The following is a 19984-nucleotide window of genomic DNA, read 5'->3' on the forward strand; positions in this document are numbered from 1 at the left end:
AAGCGTAGTGGGAGGGCTCCGCCCCTCAAGCCCGCTGTCCAGGATCCAACCTTCACCACTGCTGCCAGCTTGCTCGCGTGCTCAGGCTGAGCGGGCGGCGACCCGGCGACCCGCTCAGCCACTGACAGACCTATGGAGTGCGGGTCAGGAGTCGGAGACGAGGACTCCGCCGTTGGCTACGTCGGACTTCTCGATTTCCTGGAAGACGATGCGGACGGCTTCGCGCTTGGCGCCGAGGATGGCGATGGCGGAGTCGGTGACGGCGGCGACGAACTCGCGGCGCTGGTCGAGGGTGCGGCCGGACAGGAGTTCGACGGTGATGTTGGGCATCTCAGAGGCTCCTCAGCAGACGTTTCGGTTCTGTGGTGCGGAACATTGTTCCACAAATGACCAGGTGCGCGGTTTCGACACCGCCGCACTGCGCGGCAGTTACCTGGTCGAGGACCTCTTCAGCCCGGACTCGATCACTGCGGTGCTCACCCACCACGACCGGATCGTGCTCGCCGGAGCGCGGCCGGCCAGCGGTCCGCTCACGCTGGGGACCTGGCCCGAGCTGCGCAGCGAGTTCTTCCTCGAGCGCCGGGAGGCCGGCATCGCCAATGTCGGTGGGCCCGGCACCGTGACGGTCGACGGCACCAAGTTCGAGCTGACCACCGGAGCCTGCCTGTACGCCGGACGCGGGGCGCGCGACGTCGTCTTCGAGGGCTCCGAAGCGGCGTTCTACATCTTCTCCGCGGCGGCCCACACCGACTTCCCGACCACGCTGGTCCAGCCCGGCGAGGGGAACCGGCTGGAGCTCGGCGACCAGCAGACCGCGAACCGCCGGACCATCGACCAGTACATCCACGCCGACGGAGTCCGGAGCTGCCAGATCGTCCTCGGCGTCGCCACACTCCACCCCGGCAGCACCTGGAACACGATGCCCGCGCACACCCACGACCGCCGTACCGAGTGCTACCTGTACTTCGGCCTGCCGGAGTCCGAGCGGATCGTCCACCTGCTCGGGGAACCCGACGAGACGCGGCACCTGCTGGTCTCGGATCGCCAGGCGGTGATCTCCCCGAGCTGGTCGATCCACTCGGGCGCCGGCACCTCGGCGTACAGCTTCGTCTGGGCGATGGCCGGCGAGAACCGGGCGTTCGGCGACATGGACGGCGTCGACGTGAAGGATCTGCGGTGACGTCGAGCCCACCAGGGCATTCCGTCACCTCGCACGGGCCGTCCGTTGCCTCGCAAGGGTCTTCCGCTGCCCCGCAGGGGTTGTCGTTGGAGGGTCGGACCGCGCTGGTCACCGGGGCGCGGCGTGGGATCGGGGCCGCGATCGCCGCGGGGTTCGCGGCGGCCGGGGCCGACCTGATCCTGATGGCTCGCGACGCCGCGCTCGAGGACACCCTCGAGGCGATCAAGCAGAGCGGTGGCCGCGAGGCGACGGTGATCACCGCGGACTTCGCCGATCCCGCCGCTGTCGAAGCGGCCGCGGGCGAGGTGTCCGACAGCCGAATCATCGACATCCTGGTCAACAACGCCGGCACGATCCGGCGCGCGCCGGCCGCCTCGACCAGTCAGGTCGACTGGCAGCACGTGATCGACGTGAACCTGAACTCCACCTGGGCCGTGACCCGGCCGATCGGCGCCGCGATGGTCACGCGCGGCGAGGGCAAGATCATCACGATCGCGTCGCTGCTCAGCTTCCAGGGCGGTATCACCGTCCCGGCCTACACTGCCAGCAAGCACGCGGTCGCCGGCCTCACCAAGGCTCTCGCCAACGAGTGGGGGCCTGCTGGCGTGCAGGTGAACGCGATAGCCCCGGGCTACATCAGTACGGACAACACCACCGACCTAAGGGCGGACCCTGAGCGGGAAGCGGCCATCCGCGACCGCATCCCGGCCGGGCGCTGGGGCAGGCCGGAGGACCTGGTCGGCGCCGCGGTCTTCCTGGCCTCGGCCGCCTCGGCGTACGTCAACGGGCATGTGCTCGCCGTCGACGGTGGCTGGCTGGCCCGATGGGCGGGTAGAAGACAGACGGCACGTGACGAACGAGCGGGAACGGCGCGAACGGCGCGAACGGGAGAAGTGACAGGATGAGGGACATGAGTTCGCCCTCGGCCATCGACAAGACGCTGATGGTGCTCGACGCCGTCCTCGAGCACTCGCGGTTCACCGACGTGGTGACGGCGACCGGGCTGGCCAAGTCGACCGTGCACCGGATCATGGCTTCGCTGGTCGAGCACGAGTTCGTCGCGCAGGCCGAGGACGGCTCGTACCACCCCGGCCCGAAGGCGCTGCGGCTCGCCGGGCACGCGCTCACCAACGTGGATCTCGCGACCGTCGCCCGTCCGGTACTGGCCGACCTGGTCGCGCAGACGCGCTGCACGGTGCACGTCGGCCTGCTCAACGGCGACGAGGCGATCTACGTCGCGCGGCTCGACGGACCCAAGCCGTACCGGATGCCTTCGCGGGTGGGCAAGGCCTTCTGGCTGCACTGCACGGGAATCGGCAAGGCGCTGCTAGCCGAGAAGGACGAGGAAGCTCTCGACGCGCTCGTCACCCGCACCGGGCTGCCCGCTCGGACGCCGCTGACCCACACCACTGCTGCCGCTTTGAAGGCGGATCTCGCGCAGGTGAAGGCTCGCGGGTACGCGCTGGACGACGAGGAGAACGAGCCCGGTATCCGCTGCGTCGCCGCCGTCATCCACGACCACACCGGTACTGCGATCGCCGCCGTCAGCATCTCGACGCTGTCCCTCGAGCAGTCGATCGCCCAGGTCGCCCTGATGGCCCCCGCCGCCATCGAAGCCGCCCGCAAGATCTCCGCTGCCCTGGGCTACATGGAGCCGACCAACTGAGCCGTGCCGCTTGGTTGGGCGGCCCGCTTCAGGCGGCCGGCACCAGGGTCGCAGTACGGCGGGCCGCGGCCCAGTGCACCACTGGTACGAACAGGACGCCGACCACCGCGAACCACACGCCGAGGATGATCCAGCCCGGGACTCCGAGGCCGAGTGGGAGCAGCGCGAGCACTGTCGGCGCGACCATCGTGCTGATCGAGATGCTGGTGTTCCAGACGCCCTGGTACTGACCTTGCGCCTCGTCAGCCGCCAGGTCGAAGCCGAGCAGGAACGAGCCCGAGGACTGCAGCAACTCCCCGATCACCTGGACGAGCGCTCCCACGGCGAGGAGGGCGACGGCGACGACCACGCCACCACCGGACGCGCCGGCGAACAGCACCATCGATGCCAGCAGCAACAATCCTGCGGTCCTGGTCGCCCGGGCGGCGCTGGACGGATCGGCGATCCCGCGGCTCGACCTGACCTGGAACAGCGCGATCACGACGGTGTTGATGATCAGCAGCAGCGCGACCGTCCAGCGGGGTGCCTCGGTGTGGTCGACCACCCAGAGCGGGATCGCCACATCGAGTACGGCGTAGTGGATCGACATCCCCGCGTTGAGCGCCGCGACGGCCAGGTAGCCCCGATCCCGCAGGGCGATCCAGACCGGGCCATCCTCCTTCTTCGGCTGCGGTTCCACCCGCGGTACCGCGAACACGACGAACGCGGCGACGATGCTGAGGAACGAGTCCAGCACGAACATCACCCGGTACGCCGTACCGGTGTCGAAGTGCAGCGCCAGGGCACCGATTCCGGCGCCGAGCATGATCCCGATGTTGGTGATCGCCCGGAGGTAGGCGCGGGCGGCGACTCGGCCTGCGGCGCCCTGGGTGACTGCCGCAATCAGTGCGGCGCGGACGGCACCGGCGCCGCGGTCGATCACGGTCAGCACGGTCGCGACGGCGAGGAATTGCCAGAAGGTGTCGACCAGCAGGTAGAGCAGGGAGAGGCCGGAGACGAGCAGGCTCAGGATGACGAACAGGGTGCGCGGCCCGCGGCGATCGGCCAGGTGACCGAGCGGCACCGCCGAGAGGAGCCCGAACAGGCCGGCGATGGTGAGCCCGACGCCGATCTGTGCGATGGACAAGCCGACGATCCGATTGAAGTAGAGCACGCTGACAGTCATCAGCAACCCGTTGCCGACCCGACTGAGCAACGTTGCCAAGGCCAACGGTCTCAGGGGTCCGGGCGCAGGTAGCAACCCCTTCACAGCCGGATGTCCGACGGCTTCGATGGCGTGGTCGACTTCAGCATTCTCATCCGCGCGCGGCGATGCGCTGGGCTTCGTCCCTGAGTTCGTCCACCAGATCCGCGTCGGAGTCGAGCATGCCTCGCATCTTGGCCGAGTCCTGCGCGGCGAACATGACGCCGATGGTGACCTCGTGGTCCGGCCTGCTGATCACGTCGATCTGATCGCCGGCGCCGATCGTCCCGGTCTTCAACACCTTGAGGTAGGCGCCGGGCCTGCCCTCTTGGTGGAACCGCTTCACCCAGCGAGGAATCCCCATCCGCGCCTGGAACGTGATGCACGGGATCCGCGGTGCCCGCACCATCACCTCGACCTCGTCCCCCAGCCGCCAGACCTCGCCGATCAGCGCGTTGGTGATGTCGAGCCCCTCGGTCGACAGATTCTCCCCGAACAACCCTGCCGGAATCTCCCGCCCGAGCTGCTCGGCCCACCAAGCGGAGTCCTCTCGCGCATAGGCGTACAGCGCCTGATCAGGCCCACCGTGGCTCTCGGTGTCACAAACCCGATCCCCTTCGAGTCCAAGCAACCCGACCGGCACCCGCAGCCCCTGAGGCCGCTTGTCGATGGCCGTCAGCCCAGTCTTCTTCGGCCCCGCAATCAGCTCTTCGACCACGTTCACCGTCAACACCCGCATACCCGGCATCCTCCCCCGCCTCGGCGCCAGGTGCCACTGGGTTTCAGCCGCCGCGGCACAGGTCCGCGTCCAGCTCGCACGGTGGTGGCCGACAAGCGAGGCCAGCACGGCGGGGCGGAGTACGGGTCAGTCTTGAATTGCCTTGGTGATGGCTATGTTGCGGGTCAGCCAGTCCTGGGGGAGGACCTCGTCGGCGCCGGCGTCTGCGATCGCGCCTTTGACGTTGACCATCTGCCGGACGATCACCCAGTCCCGTGCCCGGTCCTCCTCCAGCCCGGCAGCGTCGACGATCGCGTAGAACCTCCGCCGCAGCGCGAACCTCAGATCGCGCGCACCCGCGATCTCGTCCCACCGGTTCCACAGCAACGGCGCGACCTCATGATGCGGATCGCCGGAGAGCGGCTTCGGGTCGATCACCAGCCAGGGTTCACGTTCCGCCGCGAGCACGTTGAAGTAGTGCAGATCCGTGTGGATCAGCCGCCCGTCCGTCTCCGGATCGGCTGCGAAGTCCCGCGCCAACGATGCCGCCTGCTCGACGTACCGCCGCGGCACCGGAGCCGACGCCGGCAGTTCCAGCAACTCCGCCGCCCACCGCTTCGACTCACCCGACAGCGTCCGGAACTGCGGCCCGGCCGGCACGTGCAACCGCTTGTACAGCGACGCGATGATCTCGCTCGCCTCGATCGCGTCGAGCCCCGTCAGATCCTGCGGCAGCGCCCGCTCCAGCAGCAGCGCGAACCGCCGCGGATCCGCCCGCAGCAGCCGGATCGCGCCGTTGCCGTCCCAGATCCGCAGCGCGAGATGCTCGGTCTCGGCCTCCCAGTGCGGGAACTGGACCTTGAGCATCGCCGGCGTCCCGTCCGCGGTACGGACCGGGACGACGAGCGAGCAGTTCCCGTACGCCGAGACGCCGTCGACCCGCAGCTCCCACTCGGACAGCAGATCGCGCGCCAGGCGTGGCAAGCCGTCGAGCCAGGCGGCCCAGTCGGCACCACGCGAGGCGACCTTGCGGAACTCCTCAGGGATCTCGACCGGCACTACTTCTTGGCCTTCTCCCCCGGGGATTCACTGGTCTTGAGGGCGGCGATGAAGGCTTCCTGCGGGACCTCGACCCGGCCCACCATCTTCATCCGCTTCTTGCCCTCCTTCTGCTTCTCCAGCAGTTTGCGCTTCCGGGTGATGTCACCGCCGTAGCACTTCGCCAGCACGTCCTTGCGGATCGCGCGGATCGACTCGCGGGCGATGATCCGGGACCCGATCGCGGCCTGGATCGGTACTTCGAACTGCTGCCTCGGGATGAGCTCCTTCAGCTTGCCGGCCAGCGCGACGCCGTAGGAGTACGCGTTGTCGCGGTGCACGATCGCGGAGAACGCGTCGACCGTCTCGCCCTGCAGCAGGATGTCCACCTTGACCAGCGCCGCGGCCTGCTCGCCCGTCGGCTCGTAGTCCAGCGACGCGTAGCCCTTGGTCTTCGACTTCAACTGGTCGAAGAAGTCGAACACGATCTCGGCCAGCGGCAGCGTGTAGCGCAGTTCGACCCGGTCCTCGGACAGGTACTCCATCCCCTGCAGGTTGCCCCGCTTGGTCTGGCACAGCTCCATGATCACGCCGATGTAGTCCTTGGGACTGAGGATCGTCGCGCGGACCACCGGCTCGTAGATCTCGTCGATCTTGCCTTCCGGGAACTCGCTCGGGTTGGTGACGACGAACTCCTTGCCGTCCTCCATCTCGACCCGGTAGACCACGTTCGGCGCGGTCGAGATCAGGTCAAGGTCGAACTCGCGCTCGAGCCGTTCCCGGACGATCTCCATGTGCAGCAGGCCGAGGAAGCCGCAGCGGAACCCGAACCCGAGTGCGCCCGAACTCTCCGGCTCGTACTGCAGGGCCGCGTCGTTCAGCTGCAGCCGCTCCAGCGCGTCGCGCAGCGTCGGGTAGTCGTCGCCGTCGATCGGGAACAGCCCGGAGTACACCATCGGCTGGGGGTGCTTGTAGCCGCCGAGGGCCTCGGTCGCGCCGCGCACGGACGAGGTGACGGTGTCACCGACCCGGGACTGGCGGACGTCCTTCACACCGGTGATCAGGTAGCCGACCTCGCCGACGCCGATGCTGGGCGACTTCATCGGCTCGGGCGAGATGACCCCGACCTCGAGCATCTCGTGCACCGCGCCGGTCGACATCATCTTGATCTTGTCGCGGTGGGTCAGCTCGCCGTCGACCACCCGGACGTAGGTGACGACGCCGCGGTACGTGTCGTACACCGAGTCGAAGATCAGTGCCCGCGGCGGCGCGTCCTTGACGCCCTTCGGCGGGTCGACCTGGGCGACGATCTCGCTCAGCAGGTCCTCGACGCCCTGCCCGGTCTTCGCCGAGACGCGCAGTACGTCGGACTCCTTGCAGCCGATGATGTGCGCCAGTTCCGCGGCGTACTTCTCCGGCTGGGCGCCCGGCAGGTCGATCTTGTTCAGCACCGGGATGATGTGCAGGTCCGCGTTCAGCGCGAGGTACAGGTTCGCCAGCGTCTGCGCCTCGATGCCCTGGGCCGCGTCGACCAGCAGTACGGCGCCCTCGCACGCCTCCAGCGACCGCGACACCTCGTAGGTGAAGTCGACGTGGCCGGGGGTGTCGATCATGTTCAGGATGTAGGTCGTGCCGTCCGGCGCGAGCAGTCCGCCGGGGGTGTCGGGCTTCGGCGCGAACGGCAGCCGGACCGCCTGCGACTTGATCGTGATGCCGCGCTCACGCTCGATGTCCATCCGGTCCAGGTACTGGGCCCGCATCTGACGGCCGTCGACGACACCGGTGATCTGCAGCATCCGATCGGCCAGCGTCGACTTCCCGTGGTCGATGTGGGCGATGATGCAGAAGTTCCGGATCAGCGACGGGTCGGTGCGACCCGGCTGCGGCACGGTCGTGGGGCCTACGGGCACGGAGGGTTCCAGTTCGTCTCAGGGTGGCTCACTGGGAGCGGGGCAACTCCTCAATCATCCCATGGTCCGCCACACCTTTCCGCATCCATCGTCGGAGTACTCCTACCTGAGGCGCCAAGTGGTCTAGGCCGGTCTCGGTCGATAGGTGAAAATGGCTGCGGCTCCGGACCGGTCCACCTCTACCCTCGGGAGGTATGGCGCACGCTGCTGGGGTTCGGCTGGCTTATGAGAAGGTGCCCGCGCGAGTGCAGGCCTGGGTGGAGCGCTCGCTCGGCTCATCGGTCGTCTCCGCCTCGACGCAGCAGGGCGGCTTCTCCCCCGGTGTCGCCGCGCGCCTGGTCGCCGCGTCCGGCCGGCGCGCGTTCGTCAAGGCGGTCGGCTCGGAGCTGAACCCCGATACGCCTCGCCTCTTCCGCAACGAGATCGCCGCCGTGCAGGGCCTGTCCGCGCACTCGCTGCCGCACACCCCGTTCCTGTACGACGTGTACGACGACGGGGACTGGGTGGCTCTCCTGCTCGAGGACATCGAGGGATACCTGCCGCCGCATCCGTGGCATCCCGTGGACGCGGCCCGGGTGCTCGATGCGCTGGCGGAGCTGACGGAGTCTTTGCAGCCGTCGCCGTGGCCGGAGGCACCTGTGGCCGCAGTACGGAGTGAGGCGTTTCTGAGCCGGTGGGACAACGTGATCGCCGACGGGCTCGCAGTACCGGCTTGGGCGGCTGGGCGGGAGCAGGAGTTCGCGGAGTTGGCGCGGGTCGGGCTGGACGCGCTCGCCAAGGGCGACGGGCTCGCGCACTGGGATCTGCGCGCTGACAACATCCTGCTGACCGAGGGCCGCGTCGTCTTCATCGACTGGGCTCACGCGGCGCAGGCAGCCTCCTGGGCCGACACCGTCATCCTGCACGCCGATATGCGCGGCTCGGTCGACCTGCCTGACCTCCCAGAGGACGACGGCATCACGGGCTTCCTCGCAGGCATCGCGGGCGGTCTCTGGTGGGGCGCGAGCCAGCCGGTGCCTTGTGGCCTCCCCACGATCCGCGACTGGCAGCGGAAGTCAGCACTGGTTCACCTCGACTGGCTGCGCGAACGCCTGTCTTGATGCCTGGTGCGGCTGCCGGGAACCCCGCTGGATTCGGGGGTCCCGGCAGTCAACGTTTCTGTTAGCTGTCTACACGGACGATGGTGGAGCCGGAGCCGTCGGCGCCATCGGAGTAGCCCAGGCGGCCCAGGTAGCGAGTGCCGGCGGTCAGGCCGGTCCAGGCGGCGGTGACGGAGACCTGGCCTGCGGCTGTCACCGCTTGCGAGGCCGGGGTCGCCGTGAGATTGCCTGCCGCGTCGCCGAGCTCCCAGTGGTTCAGCTTGACCGCCTGCTCGGCTGCACCGGCGAACAGATCGACGTAGACGTCGTAGGAACCACCTGCCGGTGCCGGGAGGTTGACCACTTCCTCTGCCGAACCACCCGTGCTGCTGCCGAGCACAGCCGTAGTACCGGCTTTGTAGACGAAGACGTCGAGGTCTGTGCCCGCCGGGTAGTCCGCGTCGAAGGTGGAGAACCGGGCGTGCTTGGTTCCGGCCGGCACGTTGACGCTGAACTTGGCGACGTGCTCGTTGGCCGCCGGGTTGGTGGTCGGGAAGGACACTCCGCCCGGGTTCCGCAGAGTGGCCTCGCCGACGGTCGCGGCCGTCGGCCCGCTCACCGTGGTCGAGAGGGTGCCGGTGTAGCCGGCGGTGATCGGTACCTGCACCGAGCCGCTGGTGCCCGTCCCGTTGACCTGGATCGGCGCCTTGACCGTCAGCGGCCGGATCGCCAGCGTGCTGCTGACCACGTGCCGGGCGGAACGCCAGTTGAGCTTGCCGAACGAGTACTGCTCGAGCGGCGCCCCGTTGTGCTCGAAGGTCACCCGGTACGTCGCGGTCTGGCCCGGCAGTACGACGAGCAGCTTCGGCGTGACGGTGACCTTGACCCCGGCCAGGCCCTCGACCTTCGGGTAGTACGCCTCCGGGAGCTTGCCGACGTTGCGCACGGTCCGCTTGACCGTCTGCTTGCCGGCCAGATCCCCGATGGCGATGGTCGGGTAGTTCAGGTCGCTCGGGTCGATCTTGCCCTTCGCGCACAGTTCGTGCGTCTCGGCGACCTGACCCGAGGCGCAGACGAACCTGGCCCAGTCGTCGTACGACGAGTCGTAGACGAGGCCCGGGTCCATCGCCAGCTTCGGCTGGACGAGGCCGGCGCCGTACCCGAACGGGTTTCCCGGCGAGCCGGCGTCGTTCTGGATCGGCTTGCCGCTGGTGTCGAGCGAGGTGCCCGTGGTGAGCAGGGCGGACTTGATCGCCATCGGGGACCAGGTCGGGTACTTGCTCTTGAGCACCGCCGCGGCTCCGGCGATGTGCGGGGACGCCATCGAAGTACCGCTCATGAACGCGTACTGACCGCCTGCCGCGCTGAACGCGCTGGTCGCGGCGAGCACGTTCGTGCCCGGTGCCATCACGTCCGGCTTGAGCAGGTCGCCGTTGCCGGCCAGCGACGGGCCGCGGCTCGAGCTGCTCGCGACCTTCGGCGCGTTCACCCGGACCGTCTGCGCCGCGCCGATCTGCGCGGTCGGGGACGCGGCACCCTCGACGTACGCCTTGATCTCGGGGGCGGCGACGTCGTCCAGGTGGACGGTCGGCACGGAGTGCAGGTCGGAGTCGAGCGTGCCCGGAGTCGGGTTGACGAGGATCAGGCCGATGCCGCCGGCGTTCTTCACCTGCAGGCTCTTGTCGACGCGGGCGCTGACGCCGCGATCGCAGACGACGATCTTGCCGGTCACCTTCGCCGTGTCGAGCGTGCCCGGCATACAGAGCACCAGGTTGGTCGGGTTGGCGCCCGGCAGGCCCGCGTCCTTGGCCAGGATCACCGGTGCGCTCGGCGTACCGGCTCCGATACCGGCACCCCTGTAGGACTTGCCGTTGCCGAGGGTGACGGTGGTCTGGATATCGCGGTCATGCGTGCCGTTGGCAACCGTCGTGACCCAGGGGTAGTTCTTGCCGACCGTGCTGACGCCCGGGCCGGTGTTGCCCGCGCTGGTCGCCACGAAGACGCCGGCCTTGGCCGCCCGGAGAAAGGCCAGGCCGGTCGCGTTCACGAAGGTCGAGCCGGAGCCGGAGATCGAGTAGTTGATGACGTCCACGCCATCGGCGACCGCCGCGTCGATGCCCGCCACGATGTCGGCGTCCGTGCCGGAGCCGCCGCCGGTGGCGTCGACCGCCCAGAGCACCTTGTAGATGGCGAGCCTGGCGTGCGGGGCGATCCCCGAACCCTTGCCGTAGTCCCGGCCGAGCACGTTTATGTCGACGCCGTAGTTGCCGGCCGCAGTACTGGCGGTGTGGGTGCCGTGGCCGCCGTAGTCCCGCGGCGAGCGGTACTCCCCGGGGATCGGGCGGTTGCCGATGCCGGCGTCGAAGTACCGCGCGCCGATCACCTTGTTGTTGCAGGCGACCGGGGCCTCGGTGCCGACCTGGCAGGTGCCCTTCCACTTCTTGGCGATCAGGGCGTCCGACTTCTTGGTGGTCTTGATCGGCGCGAAACTGGCCCGCTCCGGGACGTACCCGGAGTCGATCATGCCGATGATCACGCCGTCACCGGCCTTGTCGATGCCGCCTGCCTGCTGCCAGGCGCCACCCTTGCCCGAGAGGCCGAGGTACCGCGGGGTGTCGACGGTGTCCTGGTGCTGCATCTCGCTCGGCTCGACGCTCTTCACGCCGGACGACTTGGCGAGCTTGACCGCCTCGTCGTGCGACATCCGCGCGGAGAAGCCGGCGTACGTGTAGTTGTAGTCGTACAGCTTCTTCACGTCCGGGATCGCGTCGAGGAGCTGGCTCCGCTCGCGGCCCAGGTGCTGCACGTAGGAGACGACCTGGCCGGCGCTTCGGAGCAGCTTGCTGCCCGGGAGAACCCGGGTGGCGGGGAGGCCCGCGATGTCACCGTCGTACTCCGCTACGGGGGCGTCGTCGAGCTGGACGATGTACGCGCCGGTGGGTGATTCCTTGACCTCGTTCGCGGCGGGGTTGTCTCTCCCTGTCGCGGCTCCGGTGGTTGCCGAGGCTTTCGCGGTTTCGGCAGCGCTGGTTGTGGCGCTGGTGGTGGCGGTGGCTTGGTTGCCGAGGGCGACCACCAGGGCGGTGGCCGTCGTGCCGGCGACGGCGAGCACCCTCAAGCGGCGGCGGGCGGGAGCTGACACGAAGTTCCTCCAGGCGGGGACGGAGCCGGGTGACCGGTGTGACGACCGCACACACCCCCACGGTGATCAGCGCCACGAGGGCCCGAGTATGCCGTCACCCTCCCCCGATGTCACGCTCAGTCACACCTGTGTCACCAGGAATCACCGCGATACCGGGAGGAACAGGTGGAAGGTCGGTTGAAAGCACCCCGCAGAGCAGGTTCAGGGCAGTTGTTCCGGCAATCTCTCGGTTTGGTGCTGACGGTGGCTTGTTGCTAATCTGTCTGTTCGCGCGTGTGCGTTGGTACTCACCCGTGCACGCACCACCTTTCCTGTACTGATCCCAATCTCTGATCGAGGCTCTGCATCCGTGGCGAACATCAAGTCCCAGATCAAGCGCAACCGCCAGAACGAGGCTGCGCGGCTTCGCAACAAGTCGGTGAAGTCGACCCTCAAGACGGCTGTTCGCCGCTTCCGTGAGGCTGCCGACGCCGGCGAAACCGCGAAGGCTCAGGAGCAGGCCCGCGTCGCCGCCCGCCTGCTCGACAAGGCTGCCAGCAAGGGCGTCATCCACGCCAACCAGGCCGCCAACCGGAAGTCGTCCATCTTCAAGAAGGCCGCTTCCCTCTGACACCGCCCAAACGATCGGCCAGTCCCCCGGACCCGGCCGATCGTTTTCGCGTACCCAGAACCTCGTACATCTAGTAGCCGACGGAGTCGATCGTTGCCACGAGTGGCTCGAGGTCGGCGGTGAGCTGGTCCACCTCTTCCGGCGTCAGGCAGTCGTACGCGGGGGCGGCGAGGGCGTCGGTGACCGACTCGATGCGGTCCTTGGTCTCGCGCCCGGCGGCGGTGAACGCGCCAGCGACGTCGACGAGGCCGCGAGCGCGCAGACCGTCCACGACCGCGGCCAGCTGCGCCGGCGTGAGCGGGTCCAGCCTCCCGTACTCCTCCGGCATCATGCCCAGGGAGAGCGCGTGAAGCACGTGAGCCTCCTGCCCATCTATGCCGGCGGAGACCAGCGCGGCAAGGTGGCCGTCGCCACGGTGCTCGCGCAGTAGCGTCGCCGCGTGCCAAAGCCGCGCGACCGGCTCGTCAGGCACGGGGAGCGTCCGCAGGCCGGCGTACAGGATCCGTCCCTCCATCGGCGCACTGATCGCCACCCGGGTGGCGAGGTCGGCGGCCCGGGCAAGCGCGGGGGTGTCTGCCAGATCGCCGAGGATGCGCCGCAGCGCTGCGACGCTGCCCTCCTGGCGGGCAGCGAGCACGGCCTCGGGAGTGGCGATGTCCCAGACGCTCGGGATGCAGGCGGCGACCTCGCCGGGGGCGAAGTTGTAGAAGAGCGCATCCACCACCTCGGCCGGGACCTGGCCCAGCGGTGCGGACCGCGCGGCGAAGTAGCCCGGCCAGTAGCCCTCGTAGCCGAGGGCCTGGAGTGCCTCGGTCGGCTCGGCGGACATGTAACTGACGAGGTGGATCGGTTCCAGCAGCTGCTGACACAGGCGGCGCGCGATGGGTTCCATGCGAGTGACCTTCAGCAGAGGTTGAGGATGACGGGTCATGGTGACCTCCGGTGGTGAACCGACCGACCCGTTGCCGGTCTCTCACCCTGGCTACGAACGGGCTCGTCACCGTTCGACAGGTTCCCGAGAGTTTCTCGAAGACTAACGCCGCCTTCAGGAGCGTGGGAATTGGGTTGACGGTGAGGGGTGGGTGGCAAAGGGTGCTTGGCATGTTGTCGGATGCTGAGGTCGCGTCGTTTGTGCGGGATGGATTCGTGGTGGTTCGGGGCGCCGTACCCCGCCCAGTGGTGGACGCATGTGTGGACGTGATCTGGGTGGAGTTGGAGGGGCGAGGCGTCAGACGGCATGACGCTGAGTCCTGGACGGCACCCGTTGCGCGGATCGACAGTCCGGAGGAAGGCGACAGGGGGCGGCCGTTCGCGGCGGCCGGTACAGCAAAGGTGTTGTGGGAGGCGTACGACCAGCTGATCGGGCCGGACAAGTGGTGGAAGCGTGAAGGGATGGGCGGGACGATTCCCGTTCGCTTCCCGCATCCCGCTGATCCGAAGGACGCGGGCTGGCACATCGAGACCAGCTACTCGAACGGCACCGATTGGCGGGCGAACATTCGGAGTCGCGAGCGAGGACTGCTGGCGATCTTCCTACTCACCGATGTCGGCCCCGACGATGCCCCGACCCGGATCCGCGTCGGCTCGCACGTCGACGCCGCTCGCGTACTGGCTCCTTCAGGCGACGACGGTCTCGCTCCGGCCGAGGCGGGTCCGCTGGTCGTAGAAGCAAGCGCCGACCGACCGGTCACCGAGGCGACGGGTGCCGCAGGTGATGTCTACCTCTGCCACCCGTTTCTGGTCCACGCAGCCTCGTGGCCGCACCGCGGCACCAGCCCACGGATCATCACCCAGCCGGGCATCCACCTGCTGGAGCCGTTTCCCCTCGCAGACCGAAACGCCGCCTACCCCGTAGAAGCAGCCATCCTGGACGCCCTCGGCGACTGATTGGACGCCTCAGCGACTGAAGAGAGCTGCCAATCGGGAACGTGCGGAACAACCTGCTGGACGCGCCGCGCTGAGGTCAGGTGGCAAACGACTCGGGCGGCGTGGACAGGTGCGCGTTGGGGAACGGGAAGGTCGAGACTTCGGCGGCTAGAGCTGTGTGCTGGGCGGGAGTTAGCTGCTCGGAGAGTCTGATGTCTAGTCGGCTGCCCTTTCGACCCCAGGCACCCACGATCCGGCCGTCGACGAGGATGCCGTTGGGGTGGAACGTGTCCGAGGCCGGGGTCAGAGTCCGTCTGCCCGGGGCGATGAAGAGTCCGTCCCGGTCCCGGCCGAGCAGCCGGAGATCCGGCTCGACCAGGAATCGCGTTCCGCGCGGGGTCGTCGCCTCGTCGAAGGAGGTCTCAGCGGCTCGCGGTACCCACGCGGGAGTGCCCTCGAAGTCCACCTCGAGCAGTTCCCCGGACAGCGAGTTCCAGATCTGGCGGGCATCCGCGGCGGGGAGCCCTGCCCACCAGGCGAACGCCTTGGGTGCCGTCGGAGCGAACCGGTGAACATGACGTCGGCAAAGCTCTTTGCGAGCTTCGTCGAGATCGACCTCCGGCCTCGGAACTTCGCGCACCCACAGCGCGCTGGTGGTCCACCGTAGGGCGATCCTGCCGCTTGCGCAGGCGAGGCGCAGATCGGGAAGCCCTCCGCGGAGCTCGCGTCCGTCCAGCGCCCGGCACACGTTGTCTGCGGCCTCTTCGATGGCCCGAACGGCGTCGGCGTCGAGCGGGAGTCGACCGATGGTGAAGACTCCGAAGTCCTTGCGGGGTAGGACAAACACCGCCGCACGTGGACTGTACGTCTGGATCAGCGACGGGTGTTCCCAGCCCGACGGCTCGCAGTTCGCGACTCGAGCGTGGAGGCCCAGGAGTGCGTCACGAGGTGCCGTGTCCTGCAGGCCGACGTACGCCGCTTCCTCATAGGAGCCCGCCGGCAGCCGGTCCATCAGGTGATTCACGCGCAGCCGGTACGACACCGCCTGCTCGCGAGTTATGCGCGGCCGGGTCAACGGCGGCCGTGGGCGTTGCTGACTGTTATCACCATGCGTTCGAGGGCATAGCCGGCGTCGCCTGAGGCACCCTTTACGTCGGCATCGGCTTGAGCTACCGCCTTGATGGCGGTCGCCAGGCCGCCGGCGGTCCAGCCGCGGGCCTGTTGCCTGAGGGTCTTGAGCTTCCAAGGCGGTACGCCGACCTCACGGGCCAGGTCAGCTTCGCGGAGCCCGGTGGGAGCACTCGTGTACTTCGCTAGTCCGCGGAGGCCACCTGCCATCGCGCTGGTGACCAGTACCGCGGCTACTCCGCAATCGAGGGCCCAGCGCAACTGCTCGAGCGCGGGCTCGGTACGTCCTGCGATCGCCGCGTCCGCCACGGCGAAGCTGGTCACCTCGGCGCGACCTCCGAAGTACTGGCCGATGAGGTCGGGGTTGATCGGCTGGCCGCCGGAGTCGGAAACCAGCTGGGAGCAAGCGCCGGCCAGCGCGCGGAGATCGTGGCCGACGGCGTCCACCAGGGCGGCGGCGCCTCGCTCGTCGATGCTGCCGCCGAGGAGGCGGATCTCGCCGACTACGAACTGCGGGAGCTCCCAGGTTTTCGGGGCGGTGGCGACCACCTCGTTGACGGAGGCTTTGCGCAGCTTGTCGAGAGTGGCCTTGCCCTTCTGGCCGCCTGAGTGGACCAGGATGACGAGGACGTCCTCGGACGGTGAGGCCGCGTAGTCGAGCAGGTGCGGCACCATCTCGGACGGGAGGTTCTCGAGGGTTCGCAGGACCATCACTCGTTCAGCCGCGAACAGGGACGGGCCGGTCAGTTCGGCGAACATCCCGACGTCGAGGTCCGCTCCGCCGAGGTCGGTGACCTCGACGTCGGCAGTCCCCTTCGAGACAGCCGCGATCGCGGAACGAACGGCCCGGTCGGCGAGGAACGTCTCCGAACCGGTGACCAGCAGCACGTCGCCGAGCTTGGGCGCAGAGTTCTTTCGAGCAGCCATAACGCCCGCCAGCATGCCATGCCCCACCGACATTCCCCCACCGCCACCACGACCTACCCACCGGGTAGCACGTACCGGACGCTGAGGTTGCGTGGTCGGTGGGGCTAGGGGGTGGGGTGGGTGGTTAGGGAGAGGTGGCTGTTGGGGGTTGATAGGGAGAGGGTGCCGGTAGTGTCTGTGCGGGCGATTTTCATGCCTTGGTGGGTCAGTAGGTCCAGGGTTCGAGGGGCGGGGTGGCCGTAGTCGTTGTCCTGGCCGGCGGAGATCACGGCCAGGCGGGCGTGGGTGGCGGCTATGAAGGCCGGGTCTTGTTGGCCCGAGCCGTGGTGAGGGACCTTGAGGACGTCGGCGCGGAGGTCGGCGCCGCTTGCCAGGACTGCTCGTTGGGACTCGGGTTCCAGGTCTCCGGTAAGGAGGATGCGCAGGCCACTGGTTTCAACCATCATGGCGATGCTGGCGTTGTTCTCCGGGGAGCCTTCGTCGGTGGGGGTTGCCGACGATTTGCCTGATTCCGGGAGAGCCGGGACCTTGGCCGGCCAGAGGGTGGTCCAGGTGATGAGGCCGGCGGTTCGGCGTTCGCCGAGGGTCACAGTGCGGATGGGGATTCCGTGCTGGGTGGCCAGGTCGGTTACGCGCTTGTACTCGGCTGGTGGGGAGAAGTACGGAGTCACCTCGATCTCGCCGATCTTTCGTCCGCGGAGTACTCCGGCCAGGCCGCCGGCGTGGTCGGCGTGGAAGTGGCTGAGAACGAGCACTGGGATGTATTTGACGCCCAGGTTTTGTAGGCAGCGATCCATGGCTGTGGGATCTGGGCCGGTGTCGACGACTACGGCGGAGCCTTTGCCGGCGGACAAGGCAATGCCGTCGCCTTGGCCTACGTCGCAGGCGACCATAAGCCAGTCGTCGGGTGGCCAGCCGATTGAGCCGACTGGACGGAGTACGACTACCGCCAGGATGGCGAGGGCCACCAGCATGGCGATGGGGCGGGCGAGGATGCGGTGAAGGCTGAAGGTCAGGGCCAGGCATAGGACGGTTAGCACGCCTACGCCGATCACCGTGGCCGGCCAGGCATTCGTGGCACCGGGGAGATCTGCGCCCTGTTGGGCGATGAGGATGATCCAGCGAGCCGGCCATCCCGCGAGCCAGCCGATGAGTTGGGCCAGATTCGTGCTCAGCAAGGCGATCCCGGCAGCTGCGAAACCGAGGATTGTCGCTGGGCCGACAGCAGGGCCTGCCAAGAGGTTCGCTGCTACGGCAACCAGGGAGACTTGACCGGAGAGCCACGCAACGATTGGTGTGCAGGCGAGCTGCGCGGCCAACGGGCACGAGATCGCTTCCGCCAGGCGGTCAGGCATCCAGCGCGCCAAGGCGTCTCGCCACGCTGGTCCGAGGAGGACGATGCCTGCGGTCGCGAGGACTGAGAGGGCGAATCCTGCGGATCTGGCGAGTGAGGTGTCCAGCAACAGCAGAGTGATGACCGCGACGGACAGGCTTCGCACCGCCCGTCGCCCACCTCCCGTCATTGCCGCAAGGGCGACCAAACCCATCGCCGCTGCTCGGAGCACGCTTGGTTGAGGTCGGGCCAGGATTACGAAGATCACCACGATCGCGAGGCCCACGACGGTCAGCCCGCGAGCCCGTACTCCGAGCAGTCGGGCGAGCGGTAGGACGAATGCCAGGAGGAGGGTCAGGTTCGTTCCGGAGACTGCGGAGAGATGTGTCAGGCCGGTGGTCTTGAAGTCCTCGACCAGCTCCGGTGGCAGGGTGGACTCGTCCCCCATCACCAACGCGGGTACCAGGCCGCGGACTGCTTCCGGCTCGTCGGCTACTGATTCCCGCAAACCTGCGCGGACCTGCTCGGCGGCTCGAAGCCACCAGGATGGTTCGTCGAGCACTCGCGGGGTCGACCGGGACGACAGCATCGCGGCCACGTCCGAGCCGCCTTCAACCGACTCGAGCTTCCCCGTCGCCTCGATATGTTGGCCGAATCGCAGCCGCTGCCAGTTCGTCGAGCCGATGACCAGGACCTGCGTGCGTACCTGGGTTGTCGTGCCTCTGCCCGTCACCTCCTCGATCGTTGCCTTGAGCACCACATAGGGCGGGCGCCGGGTGCCTGATCCGCTGCGGACCGATGGATCGCTGTCGATCTTCAGACGAACCTTCACTGCCGCGCCCGACGAGGCCAAGTCCATGACAGGTCCAGCCCTCAGGCCTTGCACCTGGAGGCCCGCGGCCAAAGCCATGCCCACCACGACAACCCCGACTCCAACCGCCGTGACCCGGACAGCGGAGGAGGGAGCCAGCCCCTGAGGCCGAGTCCGAGTCCGCTGCCGGTGGAGCAGGATCAAGCCAATCGTGGCGGCCAGGGCCACCGCTGCCACAAGGACCGAGATCGCCGGTGCCTGGGAAACGAGCCAAACTGCAGTCAGCCAGCCGGCAGCTGCAGGAACAAGCAACCGCAGGTCGGGCCGCTCTCGAGTCGCCTGCTCCTCGGAAGGCGCCAGCTCCTCGGAAGGCGCCGGCGGGTCGGTGGCGGGTGGGTCGGGGGCGGCTGGGTCGGAGGCGCCTGGGCCGGGCGTGGGTGGACTAGACGTGGACATGGGGTTTGAGGGATTCGAACTTCTTGGCGCCTACGCCGGTGACCTCCTGGAGTTCGTCTACTGAAGTGAAGCGGCCGTGCTCGGTTCGCCAGTCGAGGATTCGCTGGGCCAGGACCGGGCCGACGCCGGGAAGGGATTCGAGCTGGGCGAGGGTTGCTGTGTTGAGGTTGAGGGGTTCTCCAGTCGTGGTGCCCGAGGTCGTGGGTGAGCCGGTTTGTGTGCCGCTGGGTTGAGGGGCCCCGGAGACGCCGACGAGGATCTGTTCCCCGTCGGTGACCGGCCGGGCGAGATTGAGTGTGGTCAGGTCGACCCCGGGGAGAGCGCCGCCTGCCATCGCGAGGACGTCGGCAACTCGGGAGCCGGGTTTCGCGCGGACCAGGCCGGGCCGCCGCACCTTTCCCGCCACATGAACGACCACGACAGATCCCGATGACGGAGTTGCCGACGGAGAAGCACCTGGTGGAGCGGGCACCGGGGTGCCAGGGACGAGGCCGGCGGAGGGCTGCGGGTCCGGGACGACCTGCGGGCGGGCTCGGAGTACTGAGCAGCCGGCCCAGGCCAGGCCGATGACCAGCACGAGGGCGACCACCACGACATGACGTGGGGACAACGCGAACCTGCTCCCCCGCAACCGGTCGGGCAGCATCGTTTCCGGAACCCATCCACCGCGCACCTCCTCATCTCCTCGCACCTCCTCGGCACCGTCCAGCAGCTCCCCGTCCGGCACAACTCCGGGCGGTGAGGCACCCACACCCAATGACTTCTCGCCTCGCGCAGACCCAGGCGAGGCGGCATTGAGCCTCGCCAGGGAGCGCAGGCGATCACCCGGATCGGGCGGTGCTGGAGTACGGCGTGTGACCTTCACGCCAGAGAAAGTACGAGCCTCGGACCGGCAGAACGGATCCATCCGAGAACCTGGGGACAACTAGGTCTGAAG

General features: G+C 68.3%; 17 protein-coding genes. 6 read left to right on the forward strand and 11 right to left on the reverse strand.

The genetic code is table 11. The annotated features are described in order from the left end of the window. Nucleotides 1-144: 144 nt before the first annotated feature. Nucleotides 145-330 carry a tautomerase family protein gene (locus tag ACFPJ1_RS26850; RefSeq protein ID WP_132194310.1) on the reverse strand — a complete coding sequence of 62 codons (186 nt, stop codon included), beginning with the start codon at nucleotides 328-330 and terminating at the stop codon, nucleotides 145-147. Between ACFPJ1_RS26850 and kduI the strand changes: the two genes are divergently transcribed. The 3 genes from kduI (at nucleotide 320) to ACFPJ1_RS26865 (ending at nucleotide 2846) form a co-directional block, all read left to right on the forward strand. Further along, complete coding sequence (gene kduI, locus ACFPJ1_RS26855; protein ID WP_380108046.1) at nucleotides 320-1180, forward strand: 5-dehydro-4-deoxy-D-glucuronate isomerase; 861 nt, start codon at nucleotides 320-322, stop codon at nucleotides 1178-1180. The genes ACFPJ1_RS26850 and kduI overlap by 11 nt on opposite strands. A gap of 86 nt (nucleotides 1181-1266) precedes the next feature. Continuing rightward, nucleotides 1267-2085: an SDR family oxidoreductase gene (locus tag ACFPJ1_RS26860; protein ID WP_380108047.1), complete on the forward strand. Its 819-nt coding sequence runs from the start codon at nucleotides 1267-1269 to the stop codon at nucleotides 2083-2085. 5 nt (nucleotides 2086-2090) lie between these two features. After that, a complete protein-coding gene (locus tag ACFPJ1_RS26865) occupies nucleotides 2091-2846 on the forward strand; it encodes an IclR family transcriptional regulator (protein WP_380108048.1) in 756 nt (251 codons plus the stop codon). A 28-nt stretch (nucleotides 2847-2874) separates the two neighbouring features. On the opposite strand, the gene ACFPJ1_RS26870 is transcribed toward ACFPJ1_RS26865, so the two are convergent. From ACFPJ1_RS26870 to lepA, 4 genes are all read right to left on the reverse strand, one after another. After that, nucleotides 2875-4095 carry an MFS transporter gene (locus tag ACFPJ1_RS26870; protein ID WP_380108049.1) on the reverse strand — a complete coding sequence of 407 codons (1221 nt, stop codon included), beginning with the start codon at nucleotides 4093-4095 and terminating at the stop codon, nucleotides 2875-2877. Between the two features lie 46 nt (nucleotides 4096-4141). Further along, a complete protein-coding gene (locus tag ACFPJ1_RS26875) occupies nucleotides 4142-4768 on the reverse strand; it encodes an MOSC domain-containing protein (RefSeq protein WP_380108050.1) in 627 nt (208 codons plus the stop codon). A 126-nt stretch (nucleotides 4769-4894) separates the two neighbouring features. Further along, on the reverse strand, nucleotides 4895-5806 hold the full coding sequence (locus tag ACFPJ1_RS26880) for an aminoglycoside phosphotransferase family protein (protein WP_380108052.1): 912 nt from the start codon (nucleotides 5804-5806) through the stop codon (nucleotides 4895-4897). Next, nucleotides 5806-7695: a translation elongation factor 4 gene (lepA, locus tag ACFPJ1_RS26885; RefSeq protein ID WP_380108054.1), complete on the reverse strand. Its 1890-nt coding sequence runs from the start codon at nucleotides 7693-7695 to the stop codon at nucleotides 5806-5808. Before lepA ends, ACFPJ1_RS26880 begins: the two co-directional genes overlap by 1 nt. Before the next feature lie 194 nt (nucleotides 7696-7889). Here lepA and ACFPJ1_RS26890 point away from each other — a divergent pair, with 194 nt between their 5' ends. Continuing rightward, on the forward strand, nucleotides 7890-8795 hold the full coding sequence (locus tag ACFPJ1_RS26890) for an aminoglycoside phosphotransferase family protein (RefSeq protein WP_380108055.1): 906 nt from the start codon (nucleotides 7890-7892) through the stop codon (nucleotides 8793-8795). 61 nt (nucleotides 8796-8856) lie between these two features. Here the strand turns inward: ACFPJ1_RS26890 and ACFPJ1_RS26895 are convergent, their stop codons facing one another. Then, the gene (locus ACFPJ1_RS26895) at nucleotides 8857-11916 is read right to left on the reverse strand and encodes a S8 family peptidase (protein ID WP_380108056.1); all 3060 of its coding nucleotides are present in this window, start codon (nucleotides 11914-11916) and stop codon (nucleotides 8857-8859) included. Between the two features lie 349 nt (nucleotides 11917-12265). Between ACFPJ1_RS26895 and rpsT the strand changes: the two genes are divergently transcribed. Continuing rightward, nucleotides 12266-12526 carry a 30S ribosomal protein S20 gene (rpsT, locus tag ACFPJ1_RS26900; protein ID WP_132297086.1) on the forward strand — a complete coding sequence of 87 codons (261 nt, stop codon included), beginning with the start codon at nucleotides 12266-12268 and terminating at the stop codon, nucleotides 12524-12526. 70 nt (nucleotides 12527-12596) lie between these two features. Here the strand turns inward: rpsT and ACFPJ1_RS26905 are convergent, their stop codons facing one another. After that, complete coding sequence (locus ACFPJ1_RS26905; protein ID WP_380108057.1) at nucleotides 12597-13418, reverse strand: SCO6745 family protein; 822 nt, start codon at nucleotides 13416-13418, stop codon at nucleotides 12597-12599. A 209-nt stretch (nucleotides 13419-13627) separates the two neighbouring features. On the opposite strand from ACFPJ1_RS26905, the gene ACFPJ1_RS26910 reads away from it, so the two are divergent. Beyond that, nucleotides 13628-14413: a phytanoyl-CoA dioxygenase family protein gene (locus tag ACFPJ1_RS26910; protein WP_380108058.1), complete on the forward strand. Its 786-nt coding sequence runs from the start codon at nucleotides 13628-13630 to the stop codon at nucleotides 14411-14413. 76 nt (nucleotides 14414-14489) lie between these two features. Here ACFPJ1_RS26910 and ACFPJ1_RS26915 read toward each other — a convergent pair whose 3' ends face one another. The 4 genes from ACFPJ1_RS26915 to ACFPJ1_RS26930 form a co-directional block, all read right to left on the reverse strand. Beyond that, entirely contained in the window at nucleotides 14490-15416 is a 927-nt protein-coding gene (locus ACFPJ1_RS26915; RefSeq protein WP_380108060.1) for a DNA glycosylase AlkZ-like family protein, read from the reverse strand. A gap of 47 nt (nucleotides 15417-15463) precedes the next feature. Then, nucleotides 15464-16447 carry a DNA polymerase III subunit delta gene (gene holA, locus ACFPJ1_RS26920; protein WP_380108062.1) on the reverse strand — a complete coding sequence of 328 codons (984 nt, stop codon included), beginning with the start codon at nucleotides 16445-16447 and terminating at the stop codon, nucleotides 15464-15466. Nucleotides 16448-16551: 104 nt separating this feature from the next. Next, nucleotides 16552-18612: a ComEC/Rec2 family competence protein gene (locus ACFPJ1_RS26925; RefSeq protein ID WP_380108064.1), complete on the reverse strand. Its 2061-nt coding sequence runs from the start codon at nucleotides 18610-18612 to the stop codon at nucleotides 16552-16554. Nucleotides 18613-19033: 421 nt separating this feature from the next. Beyond that, a complete protein-coding gene (locus ACFPJ1_RS26930) occupies nucleotides 19034-19912 on the reverse strand; it encodes a ComEA family DNA-binding protein (protein ID WP_380108066.1) in 879 nt (292 codons plus the stop codon). Nucleotides 19913-19984 lie beyond the last annotated feature (72 nt).

Source organism: Kribbella qitaiheensis, assembly GCF_042657745.1.
In the GTDB taxonomy this organism is placed as follows: Bacteria; Actinomycetota; Actinomycetes; order Propionibacteriales; family Kribbellaceae; genus Kribbella; species Kribbella qitaiheensis.

Excerpts from the sequence above, each read along its gene's own strand:
- ACFPJ1_RS26905 (WP_380108057.1), bottom strand. The coding sequence starts at position 13,418 with ATGGAACCCATCGCGCGCCGCCTGTGTCAGCAGCTGCTGGAACCGATC.
- ACFPJ1_RS26850 (WP_132194310.1), bottom strand. The coding sequence starts at position 330 with ATGCCCAACATCACCGTCGAACTCCTGTCCGGCCGCACCCTCGACCAG.
- ACFPJ1_RS26875 (WP_380108050.1), bottom strand. The coding sequence starts at position 4,768 with ATGCGGGTGTTGACGGTGAACGTGGTCGAAGAGCTGATTGCGGGGCCG.
- kduI (WP_380108046.1), top strand. The coding sequence starts at position 320 with ATGTTGGGCATCTCAGAGGCTCCTCAGCAGACGTTTCGGTTCTGTGGT.
- holA (WP_380108062.1), bottom strand. The coding sequence starts at position 16,447 with ATGGCTGCTCGAAAGAACTCTGCGCCCAAGCTCGGCGACGTGCTGCTG.
- ACFPJ1_RS26865 (WP_380108048.1), top strand. The coding sequence starts at position 2,091 with ATGAGTTCGCCCTCGGCCATCGACAAGACGCTGATGGTGCTCGACGCC.
- ACFPJ1_RS26910 (WP_380108058.1), top strand. The coding sequence starts at position 13,628 with ATGTTGTCGGATGCTGAGGTCGCGTCGTTTGTGCGGGATGGATTCGTG.
- ACFPJ1_RS26890 (WP_380108055.1), top strand. The coding sequence starts at position 7,890 with ATGGCGCACGCTGCTGGGGTTCGGCTGGCTTATGAGAAGGTGCCCGCG.